This window comes from Binatus sp. (SeqCode) (assembly GCF_035272065.1).
In the GTDB taxonomy this organism is placed as follows: Bacteria; Desulfobacterota; Binatia; order Binatales; family Binataceae; genus Binatus.
Map to the genome: position 1 here is coordinate 1 of NZ_DATEQZ010000042.1, position 22,642 is coordinate 22,642.

Here is a 22,642-nt window from a genome sequence, read left to right on the forward strand (position 1 = left end):
TGATCCCAGCGGGAGTCGAACCCGCGTTCCCGACGTGAGAGGCCGGTGTCCTAACCACTAGACGATGGGACCATCGTCGCGCGCTTTGGCGGCGCGCATGCAAATCAGTTGGCTGAGGAGGTAGGACTCGAACCTACAATCGCCTGATCCAGAGTCAGGTGCCTTACCAATTTGGCCACTCCTCAGCGCAGCCCTGAAATATAACCAACGGCCATGACGCGCGCCACCGCATCCGCGCGACGTTACCTGATTGACGTGTGGCGCAGCGTCTCGGCATGACGATTGACCAGCGCGTCGCATCGCGACAGCAGCGCGGGATTGGCCGAGTGGCGTTCAATCATGTAGCTCAGCTCGCCGAGATCATGGACCAGCAGGCGCAGACATCGCTCGTACTCGTCGGGCGCCTGCAAAGCCTTCAGCAGATCCGACACGAGATCTTCGAGTTCCGTTTCCTCGACTTCGAGTGCAATCTCGAGCGCGCGTTCGAGCCTGATTCCTGGCGTCGCGTCGGCCTGCGACTTCTCGAGCAGCGCGCGCAGCCGCACGATGGTCGCATCTTCGAGCGAAATTGGACTGGGCTTGTCGAGCATCTCTTCTTGATCGAGCACCGTCGTCACCAGGTCGAGCGCGCCGACATGCCGCGCTTCGTCACGCGCCATCCCGAACCAGAAATCCTGCAGCGCGTGTTCGCTCGCAAAGATTTTCGCGAAGCGCGCGTACAGCGCCATGCTTTGTTTTTCCAATGCGATGGTCGCATCGAGGACTTCGCGCGTAGTGGGCATCGTGGAGCGATGATAGCTTCTGCCGTCGAGCGCGGTAAAGCGCGCACGTACGATCGTCTGTTCTCAGAAGGACAAGTCCGAACCGGCAGAGCCCGAGCGCAGGAGTTCCAGCAGGCGCTTCATCGCGACTCGGACCTCGATCGCAAACGGTACGGTCGCGACAAGGTAGATGAAAAGCGTCATCGCGATTACCGCCATTCGCACGCCGAAGGGACCGGCCACCACGGAATCGACGCTCACCGAACTCCACGCCAGGAAGATTATGATGCCGATCCAGAACGGCACGACCGGCCACACCAGCCGCATCTTCAGAGTCACGATAGTTTTCAAACCGTCGCGCCGGAAGTTCCCTTCGATTATCGGCAGGAACGAGTTCTGATAGCCGGTAACGCGATGAATCTTGAAGCGGCTCCCGGCCACCCTACCCTCGAAATATCCCCGCTTCGCGGAAGTCCGCCATCCCCACTTCCTGGGCGGTTCGACTATCTCTTGTAGAACACGGGCGGCATGGACAGGGCTCATCGGCGTCGAGAATTCGAATTTGCGAAATGGCGGCCGAAGATATTCGCGCAGCCGACTTGGTTCGAAATCAGTCCCGGCGATCCGTTCGGCTTCAAACATTGCGACGTAAAGAACGTAACGGAAGTGTCGCGCTAAAGCACGAAGGCCCGACCGCGCGTTCAGGACGAGGAGCTCAAATCAGCGGATCCTGCGCGCAGCAGCTCCAACAAGCGCTTCATTGCGATCCGCACCTCAATCGCGAAACAGATGCTCGCCATGAAATACGCGAAGAGCGCAAACCCCAATAGTACCGCGTTTCCCACGCACGGCACCCAAGGACGTGAACGCGATGAAGCAGAAGATCATTACCGGCCACGCCATCCGCAGGTTCAGAGTCACAAGGGCTCCCGAATCTTCGGCCCGGAAGGTCCCTTCGATCATCGGCAGGAATGAGTCTCGGCCCTCGATGATTCGATTTATTTTAAATTGATCGTCTCCAACGCTGCCCTCAAAATACCGGTGGTCGCTGGGAATCCGCCATTTAAAGGTCTTTCGCGGTTCGACTATCTCTTGGAGAACGTCAGCCGCACGCACCGTGCTCATTCGCGTCGAGAACTGATATTTGCGAAAGGGCGGCCGAATAAATTCGATCAGCACATTTGGTTCGAAATCAGTCCCGGCGATCCGTTCGGCTTCAAACATTGTCTGTAAACCACGGAGGCCCGACCGCATATCTGCGATCGGGTCTCCGGCTGTAATTCACTGAGATTGTCGGCCGGTCGACGGAGTCGCGGTCGGTGCCGGATTTGCAGGATTTGACCGCACAGGTGTGGCCAGATTTGTCGGAGTCGAGCTTTCGGATGGAACGGGCGTCGTCGCGAGAGAAGGGGCTGGCGACGAGCTCGTGGACGCTGCGGACGGTGTCGGGGTCGCGGACGTCGACGTCCCGGTCTCCGCACTCTTTACGGTCACGCTTACGAGCGCGTCATTCTCGTAGCAAAACCATACCGTCCTCTTTTCGTTTCTGGTGACAGCCTCGGTGGGCGACAGGATGATCTCGGCCAGGCCCGCCGTGAAGACATCGGCGGCGAGTTCGCCGACTGCTATCGGTGCCTTGCCCGCGACGCCGTAGCCCCTGGTGTAAAGCAGGTATAAATCGCAGCTCGTGCCGCCGGCGCCTTTGCTCGTAGTGACCGGCGAGCCCAACTCCTGCGTAACGGAGGAGCGGCTGTCACCGGGCTGGAACTTGGCCAGGTCGACAGGAGTCGGACGCGTCGCCTCCATATATACGGAGCAGCCGGAGACAAAGCACAAGACGAGGAGTATGTGCCTGAGACGTAGAGACATATCCGCGAACCCCTTTTCTACCGGTTGCTCGAGCCTGCCGGCGCAGTGGTACCGTCGTACGGGACCGTGCCGACGCAAACATAGGACGGTACATAACCGAAGCTGAAGAGGGACTGCATAAGCTGTCGGTCGTACTTCAGCATCGTGACATTCGCCCGCGCGAGCTCATCCATGCGCGACTGGCATGCGTCGAGACCGCGGGCGGCAGCTGTGACGATCTTCTGACGGTTGGCAGGATCGTCCTGGACCCCCTCCCAGGTGCTGCAGCCCATCAAACAGCAAAGCGCGAGAGACAAAGTCAGGACTCGCATTTCCGCCACAGGTTGACAGAAGTGTAACTGCTGGACAACACCGCAACCGGCGAATTGGCGAGAGCAGTCGAAAAGCACGAAGGCCCGACCGCGTTTGAGCGATCAGGCCTCCGATTCGAATTGCGCAACTGCTATTTCGCCAGCTCGGTTGCGCGCGTCTCGCGAATGACCGTAACCCGGATCTGGCCGGGGTACGTCATGTCGGTTTCGATTTTGCGCGCGACATCGCGCGCCAGCATCGAGGTGTCCTCGTCCGAAATCTGGCTCGGCTCGACGATCACGCGCATCTCGCGACCGGCCTGCACGGCGAAACATTTCTCGACGCCCTTGAACGACTTCGCGATCGTCTCGAGATCCTCCAGGCGTTTGACGTAGCTCTCGAGCACCTCGCGTCGCGCTCCCGGTCGCGCGCCCGAAAGCGCATCGGCCGCATCGACCAGCGGCGCGAGGATCGTCTCGGCTTTTACTTCCTCGTGATGCGCCGCGATTGCGTTTACGATCTTCGCCGACTCGCCGTACTTGCGCGCTATCTCGCCGCCGATCAACGCGTGCGAGCCTTCGACCTCATGCGTCAGCGCCTTGCCGATATCGTGCAGCAGTGCGGCGCGCCGGGCCTGCTTTTCGTTGAGCCCCAGCTCGGCCGCCATCGCACCGCAGATGAAAGCCGCTTCGATCGAATGCATCAGCACGTTCTGCGCGTAGCTGTAGCGATACTTGAGCATCCCGAGCAGTTTGACCAGTTCGGGATGGATTCCATGCACTCCAACCTCGATGATCGCGCGCTGACCGGCCTCGCGAATCGATTCCTCGACCTGCTGCTCGGCCTTGCGCACGACTTCCTCGATCCGCCCCGGATGAATACGGCCGTCCGAGATGAGCTGCATCAGTGCGACGCGCGCGATCTCGCGGCGAATCGGGTTGTGACACGAAATCACGACCGCCTCCGGAGTATCGTCGATGATTATATCAACGCCGGTGGCCGCCTCGATCGCACGGATATTGCGTCCTTCGCGGCCGATGATGCGGCCCTTCATTTCGTCGTTGGGCAGCGCGATCACCGAGACCGTGCGCTCCGCAACGAACTCGCCCGCCAGCCGCTCGATCGCGATCGCGACGACTCGCTTGGCGCGGCGGTCGGCCTCCTCGCGCGCCTCTTCCTCGACGATTCGGATGTGCTTGGCCGCGTCGGTGCGCGCCTGCCCGATCATCTCGTCCATCAGCGAGCGCTTGGCTTCCTCGCGCGTCAGGCCGGCGACGGCTTCGAGCTTGGTGCGCGCCTCGTCGATATGCGCCTGCAGTACTTCTTCCTTGTCGGTGAGACTTTTCTCGCGCGAGCGCAGACTCTGATCGCGCCGGTTGAGATCGGCTTCGCGCCGCTCGAATGCTTCCTGGCGCTTTTCGAAAGTCTCCTCGCGTGCCTCGAGCTTCTGTTCGATCGCGGCAATCTCGCGCCTGCGATCACGCATCTCGCGTTCGGCGTCGGCCTTCGCGCCGACCACCATGTCCTTTGCCTTGAGTTCAGCCTCCTTAACTACGAGCTGGCTCCTAGTTTGAGCCTCCTTGGCTATTTCCTCGGCCTGAGCGCGCGCGGCCTCCAGGTTAACGGCGTCCTTACGCTGTTTCGTTATTCCCCAAATGAAAAAGACCGCGCCACCAACTATGAATCCCAGGATTGCGGTGATTAGTGCCACCCGGGTTTACCTCCTTCGTCCGCATTCGGCGAGCTGGCAGTGGCGCTTCGCAGGCTCGATGAACAGCGGACTCGGTCACAATGAAGTTAAGCCGCCGGTCGAGTCCCGTCTCGGGGATTCGATCGAGCAGCTGGAATGAATAGGCGAGCCCCACAGTGATCGCTTCGCAGCCAAGTTGGCCGATGAAACGATCATAATGACCCCCGCCACGGCCCAGCCGCTGTCCTTCGAGTCCGAAGGCAACGCCGGGAACACAGACCAGAACTTTCGCGAACTTTTTGCGGTCGAGAGCTTCCGCCGACGCGGGCGGCTCAAGAATTTCGTACGCACCGCGCGCAAGCTCCGCATGATCGCGGATGCGTCGCGCGGCGATCGTACCCGTCACAGAATCGACGCGCGGATAGAAGACCGTGAGTCCCGACGCGAGCGCATCGGGTAGTATGCGGTCGGTCGAGACTTCGTTGCCGATTGCGGCGTATAGGACGATCGCGGATGCGTCGCGGTAGCACTCGCTCGCGAGCACTCGACGCTCGACGCTTTCCGACCATGCCGCCGCGCGCTCACCGGGGAGCGCGTCGCGGCATGCGATCATGATCGCGCGTAGATTTTTCTTTTCGTCCGCCACAGTCGTTGCCATGGCGGGAGCGGGTTTAACTAGTCGATTGGGCCGCGCCGTCGCGCGCGCCTGTCGTTGTCATTCTCGAACCGGCTGACAGCCGGCCTGTATCCGCGAAACGTTCCCTCGCGAAAGCCTTCGATGCGGTTGAAAAATATTGCACGGGCCTCATTCCTATAAGCACCGCGTTTAGGCTGCTCTCGAGATCCACAATTCCAATTCCCGCCCCCGTCCGAAATCGCTCACCTCAAGCTGATCGCGCACCGTCACGACGATTGATACTCATTCGCCGTCGATAGCCGCGGACAACCGTTTATTCATCGCCGCGATTCGATCCACCAGCTCCTGATGCTCCCGTCTGAGGTGTTCGAGCTCCTCGGCGAAATTTAACGCAGCCAAGATTGCCAGGTTCACTGAATTGATGGTCTGGCTCCCGGCGCGGATATCCCTGATCTTTTCGTCCACCGTCTCAGCCAGGGACTTGACCCAGTCGTCACCCGCTTCGCTGGCGACGGTCAGGCTTTGTCCCATGATCTGGACGTTGACGCCCTTCATCTTCTAGCCAAGATCGATCCCGTCGAAGCGGGTGAGGATTTTTTCTATCCTGCTTCGCACGTCGTTGCGTTCGTTTTCATGCTGCTGACGCTCGGCGTTCAACTGCTTCACCTGGCCGGCCGCGTCAGCATACCTCTTTTCGGTTTCCGCGAGCTTCTGCGCGAGTTGTTCGTTTTCCTTGCGCAATTGATGGATACGCGCAACGGAAGCCTGAATTCGTTCGTCTAGTTGCTTTAAGACATCTGTGGCCATGAGAAAAAATCTTCTACCTTTAGTTTAATTTTCGATAAACTACGCTGTCAAGCTGCATAAGAACCGCTCGCACTCTGCTCCCCTGCGTCGTCACTTGCAAACAGCGCGTCGACAAACTCGCGCGCGTCGAATTCGCGGAGGTCCTCGATCGACTCGCCCAGTCCCACAAACCGCACCGGAATCTTGAGCCGCTCCGCGACCGCGACGACCACGCCACCCTTCGCTGTGCTGTCGAGCTTGGCCAGCACCACTCCGGTCAAGGGGACCGCTTCGCCAAAGATCGACGCCTGACTGAGCGCGTTCTGACCCGTGTTGGCGTCGAGCACGAGCCACGTCTCATGCGGCGCGCCGGGCAACTCGCGCGCGACGACGCGGGCAATTTTCTTGAGCTCTTCCATCAAATTAACTTTGGTTTGCAGACGCCCTGCGGTGTCGATCAGCACCGTGCGCGTCTTGCGCGCAACCGCGGCCTTCACCGCGTCGAAGGCGACCGCGGCGGGATCGGAGCCTTGCGATTGCTTGATAATGTCAGCGCCGGCGCGATCGCACCACACCTCGAGCTGCTCGATCGCAGCCGCGCGAAACGTATCCGCTGCGGCAACGATCACGCTGCCGCGCTCGGCCTTGAGGCGTGCGGCAAGTTTCGCGATCGTCGTCGTTTTGCCGACACCGTTGACTCCCACCAGCATGATCACCAGCGGCGCGTCGCCCGAGTCGGCGGGCGCGCGATCGGCGGACATCATGATCGTAGCGATCTCGGCCTTGAGCGCGTCGCGAATCGCGTCGGGGCGATTGTCGTTGCCCATCTTGGCGCGCACCGCGGAGGTAATCTTCATGCTGGCGTCAACTCCAACATCGGCGGCGATCAGCGCTTCCTCAAGGCCCTCATATATATCGTCGAGCTTCGCGCTGCCGGTCAGCGCCGCCCGGATACGCGCAAGAAAGTTCTCGCGCGTCTTGCGCAGTCCGAGGCCAATACGGACGGGCTCGCGGACCGTCGGAGGCGGCGCGACATGGGGCTCGGGCTCAACAATCGGGACTGGCTCGGCAAGTTCGGACGTCGGCTCCGGCGCGAGCTTAGGCGGCGTCACCAGTTCGGCTTCCGGCGCGGGCTCGATTTCCAGATGAGGCGGACGCGACGGGAGCGCTTTGCGCAGACTCCACTGAATCAGAACTCCAATGAAAACGAGACCCGCGCCGCCGCCGGCTGCGATAATCAGAATTACTGCGATTTGGAGAGGAGTCACAGGTTAGGTCGTCCGGAAAAATAATCCTGAAGAACTTAGGTGCCAAGAATAACAGTAGCGGTCGCGCTCCGAAACCAGCACGCGTCTGCCGTGACCAAGCGGGCTTTTGTGACGTGGTCGCAGAACCCTCACCTACCAGCCGCGTTGCGGCCGGCCGCCTCTCCCGTAAAAGGAACGGGCGAGGTAAGAAAGACCGCATCTCCGCCCTAAAAGTTCTAACCGGGACAAAGTCCCGCATCTTCTCTCTATACTAAGGTGCAGGGGTTACCCCTGCGCGGGGAAGCGTGAAACGCAGGAGGGGTTTCACATTCGATCACGTTCCTCGCTATAAGAAGTCTGGGCCGCGACGCGAGCGCATCGTCACGCGGACCCTCGATCACGAAGGGAGATCTGTAGATGGCCAAGCTCAAGGGCAAAGTCGCAATCGTAACCGGCGCCAGCCGCGGTATCGGAAAGGCGATCGCGGAACTGTTCGCCAAGGAAGGCGCGAGGGTCGTGTGCTCGGCGCGCACGCTCAAAGAGGGCGAGCATCCGCTGGAGGGATCGCTCGAGACGACAGTTGCCGGAATCAAGAAGGCGGGCGGCATGGCCGAGGCCGTCACCTGCGACGTGTCGTCGGAAGCCGAGTGCGAGAAACTCGTCGCAGAAACGCACAAGCTCTACGGGCAGGTTGACGTGCTGGTGAACAACGCGGCGCTGACCTACTTCATCCCGGTCAAGGATTTTCCACCGAAACGCTGGATGCGATCGTTCGCGGTCAACCTTCACGGCCCGTTCATGCTGGCGCACCTGGTGCTCAAGGACATGATCCCGCGCAAGTCAGGATCGATCGTCAACATTTCGTCGGGCGCGGCGATCGGACCCGGCCGCGGACCGTACAAGAGCGCGACTGTGTTTCGCGGCGGCGTATGCTACGGCGCCGAGAAGGCTGCGCTCGAGCGCTTCACGCAGGGACTCGCCGAGGAAGTTTACGACGACGGAATCTCGGTGACCTGCGTATCGCCGTCGCAAGTCGTTGCGACGCCGGGCACGGTGCATCACCATCTCGTCACGGGGCCCGACGATCCAAGCGGCGAGCCGGTCGAGTGGATGGCGCAATCGGCGCTCATCCTCGCCACCGAACCGCTCGACAAGGTGACGGGACTCGTGACGTACAGTCAGCCGTTGCTCAAGCAGTACGGCGTGAAGGTGAACGGCGTCGGCATCGGATTCGATCGCAAAGGCAGCGGCTACAGTTTGATCTAGTCGCGCGCGCGATTGCGAACGCCCAAAAAAAAGCGGCGCGGCGATCGCATGATCGTCGCGCCGCTTCGTTCCGGTTTTTTCTTACGCTGCTTGCGGGATTCGCAGCGAGATGATTCGCGACACTCCCGGGCGATCCATCGTGACGCCGTGAATCTGGTCGGCGCGCTGCATCGTGCGCTGGTTGTGCGTGATCACGATAAACTGCGAGCGCATTTTCAGCTCGGCCATCAGCGTCGTGAATGCGGCAAGGCTGAATTCATCAAGCGGGGCGTCGACTTCGTCCATCACGCAGAACGGGCTCGGATTGAGCAGGAACAGAGAGAAAATCAGCGCCATCGCGGAGAGCGCCTTCTCACCGCCTGACAGCAGCCCAATCTCCTTCACCTTCTTGCCGGGCGGCTGCACGAGCACGTTGACGCCCGCTTCGAGCACATCGCCGGCGTCGGTCAATTCGAGGCGTCCCTTGCCGCCGCGCAGCAGCTTGGGGAACAGCTCGGCAAAGTTTTTCGCGGCGCCCTCGAAGGTCTCTGCGAAGCGCTTTCGCGCCTCGCGATTGAGATGCGTGATCGTTTTGGTCAGATCGTCGAGCGCGCTCTGCAAATCGGCGCGCTCGGTACCCAGCACTCCCGCCCGTTCCTCGAGTTCCTTGACCTCGCTGTCGGCGGCCAGGTTCACCTCGCCGATTCGTTCCATTTTCGCGCGCAGCTCGACGATCCGTGCGTCGTCATCCGCGGCGATTCTGCCGTCGAGCGCCGGAACTATCTCGGCTGCCATCGCGTCGAACTCGGCGCCGAATTTTTCGATAAACGCGCGCGCCAATTCCTCGCTGAGTGCGCGGGCGCGCTCGCGCTTAAGGCCGCATTCCGTCGCCTCGGCTTCCAAAGCCGTCTGTCCCTCTTGCGCTTGCTTGTAGTCGGCGCGCCGCGCCTCGAGTTCATGCTCCGACGCGTCGCATTGTGCGCGCAGGCGCGAGAGTTCCGCTTCGAGTTCGGTTTCGCGGGCGCGCGCCGCGACGTCTTGTGCAGAAAGAGTTTCGAGTTCGCGCTCGAACTCGGCGCGGTCGGTGTGCGAGCGTTCGAGAGTTGCGCGATGCTCATCGATTTGCGCTTCGAGCGCGTCGGCCTCGCGCTGCGCATGCGCCAGTTCCCTTTCGAGCGCATCGAGCCGCGACTTTCGCGCCTCGACCTTGGACGCAGCTTCGAGCATCACGGCGCCGATCTCTTCCGCCGCCGCGCGCAGCGACGCGATGTCGGCGGCCATCACGCCCAGACGCGCACGCGCCTCCTGCTCGATCTTCGCGAGCTCCTCAAGGCGCGCGTTCGACGTGATCACCAGTTCCGCCAGCTCGCTCAGACGGCGGCGCGAATTGCCGCCGTGAGCCGCGGCGAGCGCGACCGACTGCTCGGCGCGGGCGAGAGCGCCGCGCCGTTCGATTGCAACTCGCTCCGCTTCGCGCGCCTTGCTGCGGCCCTGTTCGAGCTCGGCGTCCGCGCGCTCACGCTCGGCGCGGACGGCGGCGAATTGTCCGACGCGGGTGCGATGCTCCTCTTCCGCGCGCCCCAGCTCGCGGGTCTCCGCTTCGATCGCGGCAACGTCTATCGCGGCGTGACTGTCTTCGGCGCTGCCGCCGCTGATCATCCGGCCCGGCATCACGAGGTCGCCGTCGCGAGTTACGAAAACGGTGCCGTGACCGTTGAGATTCGACGCAGCAAGCGCGGAATGAAGGTCGTCGGCCAGCATCACGTGCCCGAGCATCGCTTCGGCGACGGGCGAGAAGCGCGATTCGACTTCAAGCATCTCGACCAGCCGTCCCGCGATACCGGGCGCGGCGATGGCAGGATGCGCCGCGAGAGCAGCGTCGGGTTCCTGCACGAAGTCCATGCGGCCCGCGCGATTCTCTTTGAGAATTTCGATCGCGCGAATCGCGAACTGCGGTGATTCGACGATCACCGCGTCCATCTGATCGCCGAGCACGGCTTTGAGAGCGGGCTCCAGTCCGTGCGGCGCGCGCACGACCTGTTTGAGGATCGAAGGATCGGTGGCAGGACGATCGCCGTTCAGCGATTCGAGGATCGTGCGGAGCCGCAGATCGACGCCGTTCGGCGAATGATTGGATTGAAGCTCGCCGCGCGCGACCAACACGCCGCGCAGCGAATTTACGCGGGCAGTCAGATGGTCGAGCGCGGTGCGCGCTTCGATCTCGCGCTCGGCCGCCTGGCGCCGCAATCCTTCTAGCTCAGCCGCGAGCGCGCGGGACGCTTCCAGGTCAGCCTCAGCCTCGCGGATCGATTCGCGCGCGGCTTCGAGCGCCGCCGCGAGCGTCGGCGTCTCGAGCGCAGTTGCTGCGAGGCGCTTTTCGAGATCGGCGCGCTCGCCGGCAAGGTCGCCGAGCCGGCCACGAATTACCGCGGCCTCGCGCACGACGTCGGACAGATCGTCCTTGCATTCCTCACCGCGGCGCTCGGCCTGCTTGAGTTCGTTGCTGGCGGCCTCGTGCTTAATCGAGATTTCCTTGAGCGCGGGGGCGGCATCGCCGCCGCCCGCAGAAATTTCGCGCGCGAGGGTCGCGCCCGCCTCGGCGCGATTTGCACGCGCGAACGTCGCCTTGGAGTCCAGCTCGACGAGCCGCGCGCTCAGCTCGATTTCGAGCTGCGCCGTCGCGTCGAGCCGCCGCTGCAAAAATCCGCGCGTGCGAGCGCGTTCATTCGCGCCGGAATGTAGATTCTCGAGTTCGCGCTGAGCGCCGCCGAGCTCGGACCGCGCCGACTGCGCGGCCGACGCTGCGGCCTCGACTTGCTCGCGTATCGCCGCGGCGCCCGCGCGCGCGCCGTCGAGTGCGCTCTTCAGCTCCGCGTCGCGACCCGTCTGCGTTGCGAGCTCCTCGCGCTGATCGATGAGCCGCCGTGCCGCCGAGTAACGTTCGAGTTCGCCGAGCTCGGCCTTGACGACCTTGTAGGTCTCGGCTTTTTTGGCCTGCCGCCGCGCGAAGCTTAGCTGACGCTCGATTTCGCTGAGCACGTCGTCCACGCGCGCGAGATTTTCCTTCACGCGTTCGAGCTTGCGCTCGCTCATCTCGCGCCGGCCCTTGAACAGCGACAGGCCGGCGGCTTCCTCGACCAGAGTGCGCAGCTCGTGCGGCTTGGCCTGGATAATTTCTTCGATGCGGCCCTGCTCGACCAGCGAGTAGCCGCGACTGTGAATCTGCGCGGCCATGAAAAACTCGGCGATGTCCTTCAACCGGCACGGAATCTTGTTGAGCAGGTATTCCGACTCGCCGGAGCGATACGCGCGGCGCGTCACCGCGACTTCGCTCAGCGCGGAGTACGGCTCAGGCAGCTGGCTGCCTTCCTCGGCCTCGAGCACCAGCGAAACCTCGGCCATCCCGGCCGCGGGATTCGACTCGTTGCCGGCGTAGATAAGGTCCTCGACGCTCTTGCCGCGAAGGCGCGTCGGGGCCTGCTCGCCGAGCACCCATCGGATCGCGTCGACCACGTTCGATTTACCGCATCCGTTGGGACCGACCACCGCGGTCATCCCCGGCGCGAAACTGATCGTCGTCGAATCGAGAAAGGACTTGAAGCCTAGTAATTCAAGGCTCTTAAGACGCATGCTGTCTCCGCCTCCACCACATCCACCACGTCCCCACAAGCTTACACTAAAGTAACCTCAGAGGGTCAAGGGCATCCCCTATATATCGTGTGTATCAGGACCGGTATCCCCATTAAATTGTGGATTTCGGCCTGGGGATAGCCAAATTGCAACCTTGAAAACCTTAATCCTGGATAAGTTCGGTGTTCCAGTAGGCGCTGTCGACCTGCGACAGGTACGGCATCCACTCGCGGTAGCGGCGTAGGCTGAACATCTCAGACGAAAACGGGGTCCATTCGGGACGGCGCGGGCGGCGGAAGAGATGCATCCCGGCTTCGTCGGGGGTGCGGCCACCCTTGCGGCGATTGCAGTGATGGCACGAGCATACGATGTTCTCCCACGTGGACATCCCGCCGCGCGAGCGCGGGATAACGTGGTCGAGATTCAGCTCTGTCCGTGGCAGTTTCTTGTGGCAGTACTGGCAGGTGTTGCCGTCGCGGGCGAAGATGTTGAAGCGCGAGAATCGCACGTGGCGCTTGGGCACGCGCTCGTACGCGGTCAGCAACAGGACACGCGGCACGCGGATAAAACCATTCACAATCCCGAGGCGCTCATGCTGGACCTCGATCGACAAATCGCGCCAACTGTCGAAGTCGAAGGTGTGATACTGATCATCGACCGCCTTGGCTACGCCCTGATAAAGCAGCGCAAACGCGCGTTTTACCGATGTAACGTGAACGGGGAGGTACGAGCGATTAAGAACGAGAACCTTGCTGTTGAGCAGGCCCGCTCCCGGAAGACTGGGCGCAACCATGTTGGCTGCAGCAGACATCCCCATGACGAGTATCGGCCCCAAGATACCATGTCAAGATAGCCGAGGATTAAAAGCCCGTTATCGCGGCGCTAATCGCGCTTGCTTGCGGAGGTCAGGCGTGCCTCGTATGATCCTGCACAAGTTGTCGACGCAAAGGGTAAAACGATGTCCCATCGGACGCGGGCGCTTTTCCAATCGCTCGCGACGCATACGCGACGACTCCCGGCACATCGTCCTTGCAGTCGTAAGCATGTCGGATTTGCCGGAATAGTAGGATCCATCTGTGAAAAGAGAAATCGCAATTAACGCGTCCGCACTCGAGGTGCGGGTCGCGCTGCTCGAAGATAACGAACTCGCCGAATTTTACCTCGAGCGCAATCGCCAGGTCGGATTGGCGGGCAACATCTACAAGGGCAAGGTCACGCGGGTGCTGCCCGGGATGCAGGCGGCGTTCGTCGATATCGGGCTGGAGAAAGCGGGCTTCCTGCACGTCTCGGATTTTCACGACGGAGTCTCGGCGCTCAACACGGTGGCGGAAGTGCTCGGCGAAGAAGACGTCGAGACCGAGCCGATCGGCGACAACGAGTTTGGCGATCCTGAGGCGAGCGCGGGCGAGGAAGCCGGCGCGAGTACTAACGGCGACGGGAGTTCGCCGCGGCCATCGCGCAGAGGGCGTCGCGGACGAGGGCGTCGCACCCAGGCGCCGAATCGCTCGCGGCTGCCAATCGAGCAGCAACTGCGCCGCGGCCAGGACATCATCGTTCAGATCGCCAAGGAGCCGATGGGCACCAAGGGCGCGCGGCTGACGTCGTCGATTTCGCTGCCGGGACGGCATCTGGTTTTCACGCCGACCAGCAATCATATCGGAGTGTCGCGCCGAATCGCGAGCGCCGAGGAACGCGCGCGGTTGCGCGCCGACGTCGGAGAACTGCGGCCTCCGCAAGGGGGCTTCATTGTGAGGACCGCGTGCGAGGGCGTCAGCCGTCGCGAGATCCAGCGCGACGTCGCCTTTTTGACCAAGCTGTGGAGCTCGATCCTGCGCAAGAACGACAGCATGCCGCCCGCGTCGATTCTTTACAGCGACCTCGACGTGGCGCTCCGAATCGTGCGTGATCTATTTTCCAGCGAAGTTGACCGGCTATGGTGCGACGATCCGACGACCTACAGCCGGGTCGTGCAATTCGTGCAGAACTATATGCCGCGGCTGCGGGCGCGCGTGACGCTGCATGACGGGCCTCAGCCGATTTTCGATCGCTTCAACATCGAACCGCAGATCGAGCGCGCGCTGGACCGCAAGGTGTGGCTCAAGTCGGGTGGCTACCTGGTCTTCGATCAAGCTGAAGCGCTGACCGCAATCGATGTGAACACCGGCCGCTTTGTCGGCAAACGCAGCCAGGACGACACCATCTTAAAGACCAACCTCGAAGCGGTCGAGGAAGTGGTAAAGCACCTGCGGCTGCGCAACATCGGCGGCATCATCATCGTTGATTTCATCGACATGGATCGCGAGGGTGATCGCAAGAAAGTCAGCGACGCGCTGGCGACCGCGCTCAAGCGCGACAAGGCGCGGACTTCGGCGCTCAAGATTTCCGAGCTCGGGCTCGTGCAGATGACGCGCAAGCGCACGCGCGAGAGCCTGGAGAAATTGCTCACCGACACGTGTCCGCGATGCGACGGGCGGCGCGTAGTCAAATCGGTGCCGACGCTCGCCGCCGAAGTGCTGCGCGGGATTCAGCGCGAAGCGGTCTCCAAGACCGCGGGCGACATGCTGATCGTCAAGCTGAATCCCGAAGTCGCGCGCTATCTGTATGATCACGGTGCGAAGGATCTCGAGACGCTCGAGCAGCGGCTCTCGACCAAGATCGTGCTGCGCTCGAATGATGGCATCGAGCTCGGCGCCTTCGAACTCGCCCGCGCCCCCGCCGCCGCCTAGCCTTCGACGGTAGCGCGCTAATTTCAGGTTAGGACGCTACCGTCTAGCGGGTTTCGCGATCACAGTCCGAAGAAGAGGGTCACGCCCTGGGGCGGCGCGTCGTAGCCGGGACCGGGCCCGTAGTAGTACGGATCGGGCGCCGCGTAATAGTCCGGCTGAGGCGTGTAGTAGTAGTAGTCCGGCTGAGGCGCATAGACGACCGCCGGTCCGCGGTAGCCGCGATTGTCGTTGTCGCGATGCTGATCGCCGCGGCGATTGTCGCCATGGTGGTCATTGTCAGCGCGCGCCGATCCGATCGCGAAGCTGCCAATCACGAGAGCAACCCCGACAGCCGCGGCAAGCCTGCCTATCTTCGAGCGCAATTCACTTTTCGGTCTGAGCGATACTTGCATAATGAGACTCCGTCGCGGGACTGACTCCCGCTTCACTTGTTGGCTGCGGTCTGTTTTGCGGCCGAGACCTTTTCGCGGCTGCGGAACAGCGAGTCGGCGGTCTTCTTCTGCGCATCTGACATCGTGTTGTAGAGAGCCTCGAACGGCGGCACAAATTTCTTCATTCCCTCTTCATGCGCCTCGATTACCGACTCATAGGACTTGACGACATCGACGGCGCTCATCGTCTGCGCGTCAGCTGTCCGCTGCTTCTGCAGATCAAGCATCGCCTGCGCGTTGTCACGCATCACCTGGGCCAGGGCATCCCACTGTGGCTTCTGAGCGGCAGTGATGTGGAGCTTCTTGTGCAGGTCCTTGATGCGCGCCTCGACCGGTCCGATGCCGGGGGAATCTGACGCTGTCGATGCCATCGCCTGTTGCGAAGACGCCTGCGCGAGGACTTCGGTCGAGCCCGCGAACGACGGGCTGGCGAGAACGATAGCGCCGAGTAGAGTTGCCGCCGCGCTGGCTGCGCGTGCGGTGCGGTGCGTGAAAACGATCATGATCTATACTCCTGTCAGTTGCGATTTGCTGAGACGTTGAGAGCTTTGCGCGGCTAAATTCGAGAACCTCTGCCAGTTTCTCCCAACCTCGCCGAACATTCCATCCGCATTCGCCCAAGGACGTGCCCCGCAGCACGTTCATGTGTGTAATCCGATTTAGTATTCGCCAAACGGTTCTCCATATAACGCTAATCAACTTGGTTGCAGCAAATCCGGATGTAAGTTGGATGACAATAGAGTAAAAGATCAGGCAGGAGCCTGAATAATGAAATACACAGTTAATCCCGCAGTGGCTATTTGTGTTGGTATTGCGATGACGTGCGTAATCGGCTGCGCGCCTACTACCCATGTCACGGAAACAACGACGACCAGGCAATACGATACGACGACTCCGCCGGTCGTAATGGCGCCACTCGCCGATGCAAACACGACCACGACCACTCAGTACAACAACGGCACAGTGCAGCGTACGTATACGCAGCCTGGGCCGTATTCATCTCCGGATCAGAGCTCAACCACAGTAACGACTAGTGGAGATGACGGAACCGTACAGCGGCGGACCACGACGACGTATGCGTCGCCGTACTAGCATTCAGGGAAAATAGACAAGGAGAACATCATGTTGCTATTGATCATTGTATTGCTTCTACTGTTCGGCGGCGGCGGCGGTTACTATGGGTATAGTAACTACGGCGCGACCGGCGGGTTGGTGCCGCTGGTGCTGGTCGTGGTGGTGATTTGGCTGCTGGTCGGTCGCGGCGGGATCTGACGGTTTGGTCGCAACCGGGCGGATATTGAAATGCCTTCGTTGGGTTGTGTTACCCGTGTAACCGAACTGCAATGGACCCATTTGTCTCGCAGGCGTAAGCTACGAGTTCGCACGGATAACTTCGCGATAGCCCAGCGAAAGAGCGGAAGCGCCCAAGGAGTATCGGGTGACTCTAGTTCATATGGCAATGATCCTGGTGGTGGTCGGGTTGGTGATGTGGCTAATCAACACCTACATCCCGATGGCCGGCGCTATCAAGAGTTTACTCAACATAGTCGTGTTCGTGGTCTTGTTGATTTGGGTTCTGCAGACGTTCGGATTGATCGGAGCGATACCCGGACTCAAGATGCCGGCGTTGACGTGATCGTCCTTCCAGCAGCCGAGCGGCATTCGTCGCACGGTGATGGGTGACACGGCGGGCATCCGGGAGACTCCCCCCTCCTTCGGTGCCCGCCAACTATTTGGGTGTTCGACCGCCCAACTGAACACATTTCAATCAAGACAAACAGCCGTACTTAGTAGCCCGAAAGACCAGGAGCAACAGGAACTCCACGAATGAAGCCTATAGTAATCGTCGGTGTGATTATCGCTCTCCTCGGAGTGTTGGGACTCGCGATTCCTGAGTTCACGACCAACGAAACCAAAAACGTCGTGACGCTCGGCGACTTGAAGGTCCAGGCAACCGAGCCGACTTCGCACAGCGTGCCGCCGCTCGTCGCAGGCGCGGCGATTATCATCGGCCTCGTGCTGGCAGGGAGCGGCCTCTATCAGAAATCATGACGGCTTGAGCAACCAGGGCACCGGTTTCTTGTCGAAGAATGACTCGAGTCCCGAACGTGTTTCGTCGGTGATATGCGGGGCCGCAGTATACTCGGTCATGCTCATCGCAATCGCCTGACCGGAAAATTTGCACATCAATGACTTGGTAGTGGCCTCCGCTTTCGGAGCGTTCATAGCGATCGCATCTGCCCATGCAAGCGCGGTGTCCATCAGTTCGCCGGCGGTCACGACCTTGTTGATCAGTCCGAGGGCCTTCGCTTGATCGGCGGTCACGAGCTCTCCCGTGAGCAGCATATATCTGGCGACGCGCTCGCCCACCAACCGCATCAGGTGGAGGATTACCATTCCCGCCTGAATGCCATGCTTCATTTCGGTATAGCCAATCCGCGCGCTGTCGGCGGCAACGGCCAAATCGCAGGCGCTGAGGAAGCCGGCGCCGTTGCCGACCGCCACACCGTTGACTGCGGCGATCGAAGGTTTGCCGAGACGATAGACACGCTCGATCAAAGCCTCGCCGCGCAGCGCACCGTCCCAGACCCGGCCCGACTCGTCGAGGCGTAGCTGATCGAGCATCGTGCGCAGCTCGCCGAGGTCCATGCCGGCCGAAAAAGCGGACCCCGCGCCGGTGAAGACGAGGGCGCGCACGCGGCGATCCGCCTCGGCGCGCGCAATCGCAGCCATCAGGGCGTCGATCATCGCGGTGCTGAGCGCGTTGCGATGGTCGGGGTTGTTGAGCGTGATTATCGTGGCCGGGTATCGAGCTTCGTATAAAACGATTTCATCCGCCATGTGTTCGACTTTCCTTCGCCCTCAACTGGGCTCGGCGACCGAAGTTGCGGCGGCGATCTGGGCCGCGTCGCGAATCTGTCCGAAGTGGATCTTGCCGAGATCGAATTCCTCGAGCGCCTTGATCATGCTTGCCAGCGCGGCCTTGCAGGTCGGCAGATTTTTTCGCGCACGCGACAGCGGATTGGATCGTGCGACGATGAAATTCTTCAGATAGGGATGCATCAGGCCGCGCTTCTTGCCCGCGGCCACCAGCGCGACCGCCAAGTCGTCGGCGCGCTCGACCTGAGCCGCGCGCTCCTCGCGATCCTCGATCGCGTCCTTGAGCTGCTTTGCCAGGAACCCGTCGACGCGGCTGAGTAGCGGTGCGTAAACGCCGCCGGAGAACCTGGGCTTCTTCTCATAGAGCAGGCCGAGCGTGATGTAGTGCGCGCGCTCGAACTCGAAGGCGAAATCTCTCTCCGCGGATTTGGGCCGCTCCTCGAGCCGCGCGCGATACATTCGGATAACCTCGAGCGCTTTGGCGCGCAGGTTGTGCGCCTTCTCGGTGTTGAGCGCGAGAATCTGAAAAGCGACCTCGGGATCCGGTATCACGATCGCGGGAATCATTTTGGCGCCGGACTTCGCCGCAGCGGCGCGGCGATGGTTGCCGTTGGGAGTCCAGTAAGTGCCGGCGGTGTGAACGGCGACGATCGGCTCGGTAAAACGGTCGAGCTTCTTCATCACTTCGATCATGCGCTTGAGATGCGCCGGCGAGAGATCGCGCTGATACGGCGTCGCCTCCACTTTCGCCAGCGGAAGCATCGCAAACAGATGCCAGTGGTCGCCGATCGGCTCTTGATAGGCGGCGAGCGCCGCACCACCGTCGGCTTCGATCGCCGCCGCCAAGTCAGTTAGCGCGGCCGGAAGTTTCGCACCGCGCGGAAGAGTCGCTAGTTCCACCATGCTCAAGCTTGTAGTTGATGGATGGTCTCGCGGACAACCGGGGTTTATTGCGGAGGCGCGGTGGCGGCGTTGACGGCGACGATATGAAAGCGAACGGTAGCCTCGTCGCCGGCCAGGATCGTGTGGAACAGTACGCTGGGAACCTTGACGCCGAAGTCCTCGTAGTCGAACTTTACCTCGCCGTCGCCCGTGAAGATGCCGTCAGCGTCTAGTTTCGCATGGACCGACATTGTCATGGCGTGCGCTTCGCCGTGCAGGGTAAGGAAGCCGGTCACTATCGCGGTGCCTTCCTGGGGGCCGGTCATCACGACGCCGACGACGGTGTTGCTCTCGAATCCGATGGTGGGGAACTTGTCCGCCTCGAGCGATTTTTCGGTAACAGCTCGATCGCGCGACGTACTGTCGCTGCGGTAGCTGGTCGCGTCGATCAGGATTCGTATCTTGCCGGTTCCCGAGACGTTGTTGGGGTCGACACTGACTGCGCCGTCGATTATGCGAAACGTCCCGACAGCGCTGCCGCGGATCCAGGCGGCCGGTTCCGCGACCGACACGCTGACCGTGCTGCGGTCGGCATCGATCTTGAATCGCATCACCGCCGCGCCGGCGGCGCCGGGCTCGAACGCGATCAGCGCGAATGCGCCCGCCAGCGCAATCAGCACGCGCGTGAGGATGCGGCGAAATTCATTTGCGGATTTCTTCAATTGGCAATTGCTCCATCGGCGCGCGATCAGGCGAAGCGGCGTCGCGCGATTGCGACGCCGATAACACTGTAAATGATTCCGAATCCGAAATTCACGGCAGCCGGAAGAATCGCGCTCGACGCCGCGAGGTTGCGGATCATCAAATCGTTAAACGCGCGCATCGCCCACGTGGTCGGCAGCGCGAGGGCCACCTGCTGCATCCAGGCGGGCTCGAAATCGATCGGCCACCAGCAACCGCCAATCGCCGCCATCGTCATGATCACGATTGCGCCCACGGGCAGAACGGCGTCACGCGTGCGCCCGACTCCGGCGACGATCAAGCCGAAGGCTGCGCCCGCGAAAGCGATCGCCGCGGCAGGCAGCATCAGTGCGGCCGGCGTGCGCCCAAGTGAAATTCCGAACAGCACGTATCCGGCGGCGAACAGTACCGCCATCTGGATGAAGCCGACCACGAAGCGAGCGAGCAATTTTCCGGTGAGCGTAGTCCATAGCGGCGCCGACGCGGAGCGCAAGCGCTCGAGCGTGCCCCAATCATGCTCATCGATCAGCGCCAGCGACACGCCCATCAGCATGCCGATCAAGAGAAAGGTCACGGCGAAACCCGGCACCTGGAGATCGAACGCGTTGAATCCCGCGAACTCGCCGATTTCCTTGCCGGTCAAATCGACCTCGGTGAGGCCGAGCGTTCCCGGGATCGCGAGGCTCGGATTGATTGCGGGAATGCTCGGAATGTTGACGAGCGGAATTTTTGGCGCCGGCGGCAACTCGGGCAGATTGAGATCGATCGGCGGAATCGCCAGCGCGCTTTCGAGCCGGGCCCGCGCGTCCTTTAGCTCGGCGGCCGGCGCGATCTTGATTCCGCCGAGGTCCAGATCGGCTGGGAGAGTCGGAATGGCGGGAGGCGGCGGGATGTCCGCGGCGTGGCTCCCGGCAAGCTGCTTAAGTTGGCCGAACCAGGTCTCGAACTGGCCGTGCGCGATCTCAAGGCGGGTCAGGTAATCCTTGAGCTCGTCGAGTTTCGCCTGCTGCGCGGCAGTGTCGGCGTCGAGCTTGCGCTGGATGCGATCCAGCTCGGTGTCGAGCGCAAGCCTGGTTCGATCGCGCGCGTCGGTCAATGCCGTCTCGATGTGCGCGCGAATCTTCGGCGCGATCGCGGCGCGCGAGGCCTCGGCCTCCTTTGCAAGGCGAGCGGCTTCGGCGCTGGCTTGCGCGGCGGACTCGCGCGCCAGATCCAGCTGACGGGTAAAATCGCGAGTCCGGTCGGCGGTTTGACTGCGAGCCTGCGCGGCGGCGCCGGCACTGATTTTTCTGCACAAGTCTGAGAGCGACAGCTCGATTTTTATGGTCTGCAGATACTTGACCGGATCGGTGTAGAGGATGAGTCGCGCGGCGCGGCCGTGCTCGATCGCATCGGTGGTTCCGGCGGGAATGACTATTCCAACCACCGCCAACTTTTCTTCGCGGACGGCCCGCTCAGCGTCGGGCCGGCTCGCAGAATGAATGACGGACAGATCGGGTTGATGCTCGACGGCATCGAGGATCGAGCGCCCGACAGCGCCGTGGTCTTCGTCGAAAATGGCGACTGAATATTCTGCGCGCGGAGCGGTTCGGCCCCCGTAAATTTTCGCCAGCGAAAAGCCCGCGGCGGCGATGACCGCAATTGGCGCGACCAGCAGCATGAACAAGCCGACGCGATCGCGCCTTATGAGCAGAAATTCCTTGCCGATCGTCAACCACACCGCTCGCAGCATCATCGCCTCAGGAAAAACATCATGTTGATGGCGCGTCGCGCAGCGCGTGGCCGGTAAGTTTCAGGAAGGCGTCTTGGAGATTGGGGCGATGAACGTGGAACTCGACGACTTCGTCGCCAACCTCGCCGGCGCGGCGGATGACGTCGGGCACCTGCTCGAGCGTGTGCAACGAGAGCGCCGCGGCGAAACCATCGACGACCTCCCAAGGCAGTTCGCTGACGCCGATGATTCCGTTGGACCATCCGGGCGGCAGCGCTTTCTTGGTCACGATTTCGATCCGCGGTTCGGTTCCCGCCAGCGCGATCAGTTCACGGTCGGTGCCCTGCGCAACTATTTTTCCGTGATCGATCAGCACGATTCGGTTGCACAGGCGTTCCGCTTCTTCCATGTAATGCGTGCTGTACAGGATCGCGCCACCAGCTTGCGCGGCCTTCTCAACGACTGCGAAAATTCGTCCTCGCGATTGCGGATCGACGCCGACGGTCGGCTCGTCGAGCATGATCGCCGCCGGAAAATGCATCATTCCGCACGCGATGTTCAGCCGGCGCATCATGCCGCCGGAAAATTCGTTAACCTCGTCATCGGCGCGATCGCTGAGGCCGACTTCCTCGAGCAAACCGCGCGCGCGGCTCAGAGCGTCGCTCGACGCCATCCCCTGGATCCGTCCCCAGAACATCAGATTCTCGAGCGCCGTTAGCGTCGGGTATAACGCCAGCGATTGCGGCACGAGGCCGAGGCTCCTCCGCGCCACGCGCGGCTCGGTGGCGAGATCGTGCTTGGCAATCGAGGCGCGGCCGGAGTCCGGCGCGATCACGCCGGAGAGAATCGAGAGCGTGGTGGTTTTGCCGGCGCCGTTGGGACCAAGCAGACCGACGATCTCGCCGGCGTTGACGGTGAACGACACGCCGTCAAGCGCAACGCGGTCGCCGTAGCGCTTGCGGAGATCCTCCGCCCGGATCATCGGCCCCGAGTTCATCGATAGTGAACCACGGACGCGCGGGATTTCAGGTCGGCGTTCAGCGGTAACTCACCATTTCAAGCAGATTGCCGTCGGGATCGAGGAAGTAGATGCAGTCGTGATCGCCCCAATCGAT

The 22,642-nt window shown here is 61.8% G+C and carries 24 protein-coding genes and 2 tRNA genes; 5 read left to right on the forward strand and 21 right to left on the reverse strand.

The genetic code is table 11. From position 1 onward, the window contains the following. From VJX68_RS07305 to ftsY, 12 genes are all read right to left on the reverse strand, one after another. Positions 1-72 (reverse strand) — tRNA-Glu (locus tag VJX68_RS07305). Positions 73-109: 37 nt separating this feature from the next. Next, positions 110-185, reverse strand: a tRNA-Gln gene (locus VJX68_RS07310). A gap of 57 nt (positions 186-242) precedes the next feature. Beyond that, entirely contained in the window at positions 243-782 is a 540-nt protein-coding gene (locus VJX68_RS07315; RefSeq protein WP_324095015.1) for a hypothetical protein, read from the reverse strand. A 63-nt stretch (positions 783-845) separates the two neighbouring features. After that, positions 846-1,403, reverse strand: coding sequence for a hypothetical protein (locus VJX68_RS07320; protein ID WP_324095016.1), 558 nt, complete (start codon positions 1,401-1,403; stop codon positions 846-848). Positions 1,404-1,535: 132 nt separating this feature from the next. Beyond that, positions 1,536-1,985, reverse strand: a complete 450-nt coding sequence (locus tag VJX68_RS07325; RefSeq protein ID WP_324095017.1) for a hypothetical protein — start codon at positions 1,983-1,985, stop codon at positions 1,536-1,538. 57 nt (positions 1,986-2,042) lie between these two features. Beyond that, on the reverse strand, positions 2,043-2,567 hold the full coding sequence (locus tag VJX68_RS07330) for a hypothetical protein (protein ID WP_324095018.1): 525 nt from the start codon (positions 2,565-2,567) through the stop codon (positions 2,043-2,045). 80 nt (positions 2,568-2,647) lie between these two features. Continuing rightward, positions 2,648-2,902 (reverse strand): hypothetical protein, encoded by a 255-nt coding sequence (locus tag VJX68_RS07335; protein ID WP_324095019.1) that lies wholly within the window; start codon positions 2,900-2,902, stop codon positions 2,648-2,650. Positions 2,903-3,072: 170 nt separating this feature from the next. Beyond that, positions 3,073-4,632 (reverse strand): ribonuclease Y, encoded by a 1,560-nt coding sequence (gene rny / locus VJX68_RS07340; RefSeq protein WP_324095020.1) that lies wholly within the window; start codon positions 4,630-4,632, stop codon positions 3,073-3,075. Continuing rightward, positions 4,553-5,269: a 5-formyltetrahydrofolate cyclo-ligase gene (locus VJX68_RS07345; protein ID WP_324095021.1), complete on the reverse strand. Its 717-nt coding sequence runs from the start codon at positions 5,267-5,269 to the stop codon at positions 4,553-4,555. The genes rny and VJX68_RS07345 overlap by 80 nt, the downstream gene beginning before the upstream one ends. A gap of 261 nt (positions 5,270-5,530) precedes the next feature. After that, on the reverse strand, positions 5,531-5,803 hold the full coding sequence (locus VJX68_RS07350) for a cell division protein ZapA (RefSeq protein ID WP_324095022.1): 273 nt from the start codon (positions 5,801-5,803) through the stop codon (positions 5,531-5,533). 3 nt (positions 5,804-5,806) lie between these two features. Then, entirely contained in the window at positions 5,807-6,055 is a 249-nt protein-coding gene (locus VJX68_RS07355) for a cell division protein ZapB (protein ID WP_324095023.1), read from the reverse strand. 47 nt (positions 6,056-6,102) lie between these two features. Next, on the reverse strand, positions 6,103-7,302 hold the full coding sequence (gene ftsY / locus VJX68_RS07360) for a signal recognition particle-docking protein FtsY (RefSeq protein WP_324095024.1): 1,200 nt from the start codon (positions 7,300-7,302) through the stop codon (positions 6,103-6,105). Between the two features lie 396 nt (positions 7,303-7,698). Here ftsY and VJX68_RS07365 point away from each other — a divergent pair, with 396 nt between their 5' ends. Further along, the gene (locus VJX68_RS07365; protein ID WP_324095025.1) at positions 7,699-8,547 is read left to right on the forward strand and encodes an SDR family NAD(P)-dependent oxidoreductase; all 849 of its coding nucleotides are present in this window, start codon (positions 7,699-7,701) and stop codon (positions 8,545-8,547) included. Positions 8,548-8,628: 81 nt separating this feature from the next. On the opposite strand, the gene smc is transcribed toward VJX68_RS07365, so the two are convergent. Beyond that, positions 8,629-12,156, reverse strand: a complete 3,528-nt coding sequence (gene smc / locus VJX68_RS07370; RefSeq protein WP_324095026.1) for a chromosome segregation protein SMC — start codon at positions 12,154-12,156, stop codon at positions 8,629-8,631. 163 nt (positions 12,157-12,319) lie between these two features. Then, a complete protein-coding gene (locus tag VJX68_RS07375) occupies positions 12,320-12,919 on the reverse strand; it encodes an HNH endonuclease (RefSeq protein WP_349255896.1) in 600 nt (199 codons plus the stop codon). Positions 12,920-13,232: 313 nt separating this feature from the next. Between VJX68_RS07375 and VJX68_RS07380 the strand changes: the two genes are divergently transcribed. Next, positions 13,233-14,882, forward strand: a complete 1,650-nt coding sequence (locus tag VJX68_RS07380) for an Rne/Rng family ribonuclease (protein WP_324095028.1) — start codon at positions 13,233-13,235, stop codon at positions 14,880-14,882. 59 nt (positions 14,883-14,941) lie between these two features. Here the strand turns inward: VJX68_RS07380 and VJX68_RS07385 are convergent, their stop codons facing one another. Next, entirely contained in the window at positions 14,942-15,274 is a 333-nt protein-coding gene (locus VJX68_RS07385) for a hypothetical protein (protein ID WP_324095029.1), read from the reverse strand. Between the two features lie 32 nt (positions 15,275-15,306). Then, on the reverse strand, positions 15,307-15,816 hold the full coding sequence (locus VJX68_RS07390; RefSeq protein ID WP_324095030.1) for a Spy/CpxP family protein refolding chaperone: 510 nt from the start codon (positions 15,814-15,816) through the stop codon (positions 15,307-15,309). Positions 15,817-16,435: 619 nt separating this feature from the next. On the opposite strand from VJX68_RS07390, the gene VJX68_RS07395 reads away from it, so the two are divergent. From VJX68_RS07395 to VJX68_RS07405, 3 genes are all read left to right on the forward strand, one after another. Continuing rightward, the gene (locus VJX68_RS07395) at positions 16,436-16,585 is read left to right on the forward strand and encodes a DUF3309 family protein (protein WP_324095031.1); all 150 of its coding nucleotides are present in this window, start codon (positions 16,436-16,438) and stop codon (positions 16,583-16,585) included. 166 nt (positions 16,586-16,751) lie between these two features. Beyond that, on the forward strand, positions 16,752-16,949 hold the full coding sequence (locus VJX68_RS07400) for a Thivi_2564 family membrane protein (RefSeq protein WP_324095032.1): 198 nt from the start codon (positions 16,752-16,754) through the stop codon (positions 16,947-16,949). Positions 16,950-17,140: 191 nt separating this feature from the next. Further along, the gene (locus VJX68_RS07405) at positions 17,141-17,365 is read left to right on the forward strand and encodes a hypothetical protein (protein WP_324095033.1); all 225 of its coding nucleotides are present in this window, start codon (positions 17,141-17,143) and stop codon (positions 17,363-17,365) included. Here VJX68_RS07405 and VJX68_RS07410 read toward each other — a convergent pair. The 5 genes from VJX68_RS07410 to VJX68_RS07430 are packed head-to-tail and all read right to left on the reverse strand — an operon-like array spanning position 17,360 to position 22,524. Further along, positions 17,360-18,154, reverse strand: coding sequence for an enoyl-CoA hydratase/isomerase family protein (locus VJX68_RS07410; protein WP_324095034.1), 795 nt, complete (start codon positions 18,152-18,154; stop codon positions 17,360-17,362). The genes VJX68_RS07405 and VJX68_RS07410 overlap by 6 nt on opposite strands. A 21-nt stretch (positions 18,155-18,175) precedes the next feature. Continuing rightward, complete coding sequence (locus VJX68_RS07415; protein WP_324095035.1) at positions 18,176-19,096, reverse strand: ParB N-terminal domain-containing protein; 921 nt, start codon at positions 19,094-19,096, stop codon at positions 18,176-18,178. Between the two features lie 44 nt (positions 19,097-19,140). Next, positions 19,141-19,797 carry a YceI family protein gene (locus VJX68_RS07420; RefSeq protein WP_324095036.1) on the reverse strand — a complete coding sequence of 219 codons (657 nt, stop codon included), beginning with the start codon at positions 19,795-19,797 and terminating at the stop codon, positions 19,141-19,143. A 26-nt stretch (positions 19,798-19,823) separates the two neighbouring features. Next, positions 19,824-21,551, reverse strand: coding sequence for an ABC transporter permease (locus VJX68_RS07425; protein ID WP_324095037.1), 1,728 nt, complete (start codon positions 21,549-21,551; stop codon positions 19,824-19,826). Positions 21,552-21,567: 16 nt separating this feature from the next. Next, positions 21,568-22,524 (reverse strand): ABC transporter ATP-binding protein, encoded by a 957-nt coding sequence (locus VJX68_RS07430; protein ID WP_324095038.1) that lies wholly within the window; start codon positions 22,522-22,524, stop codon positions 21,568-21,570. Between the last annotated feature and the right edge of the window lie 118 nt (positions 22,525-22,642).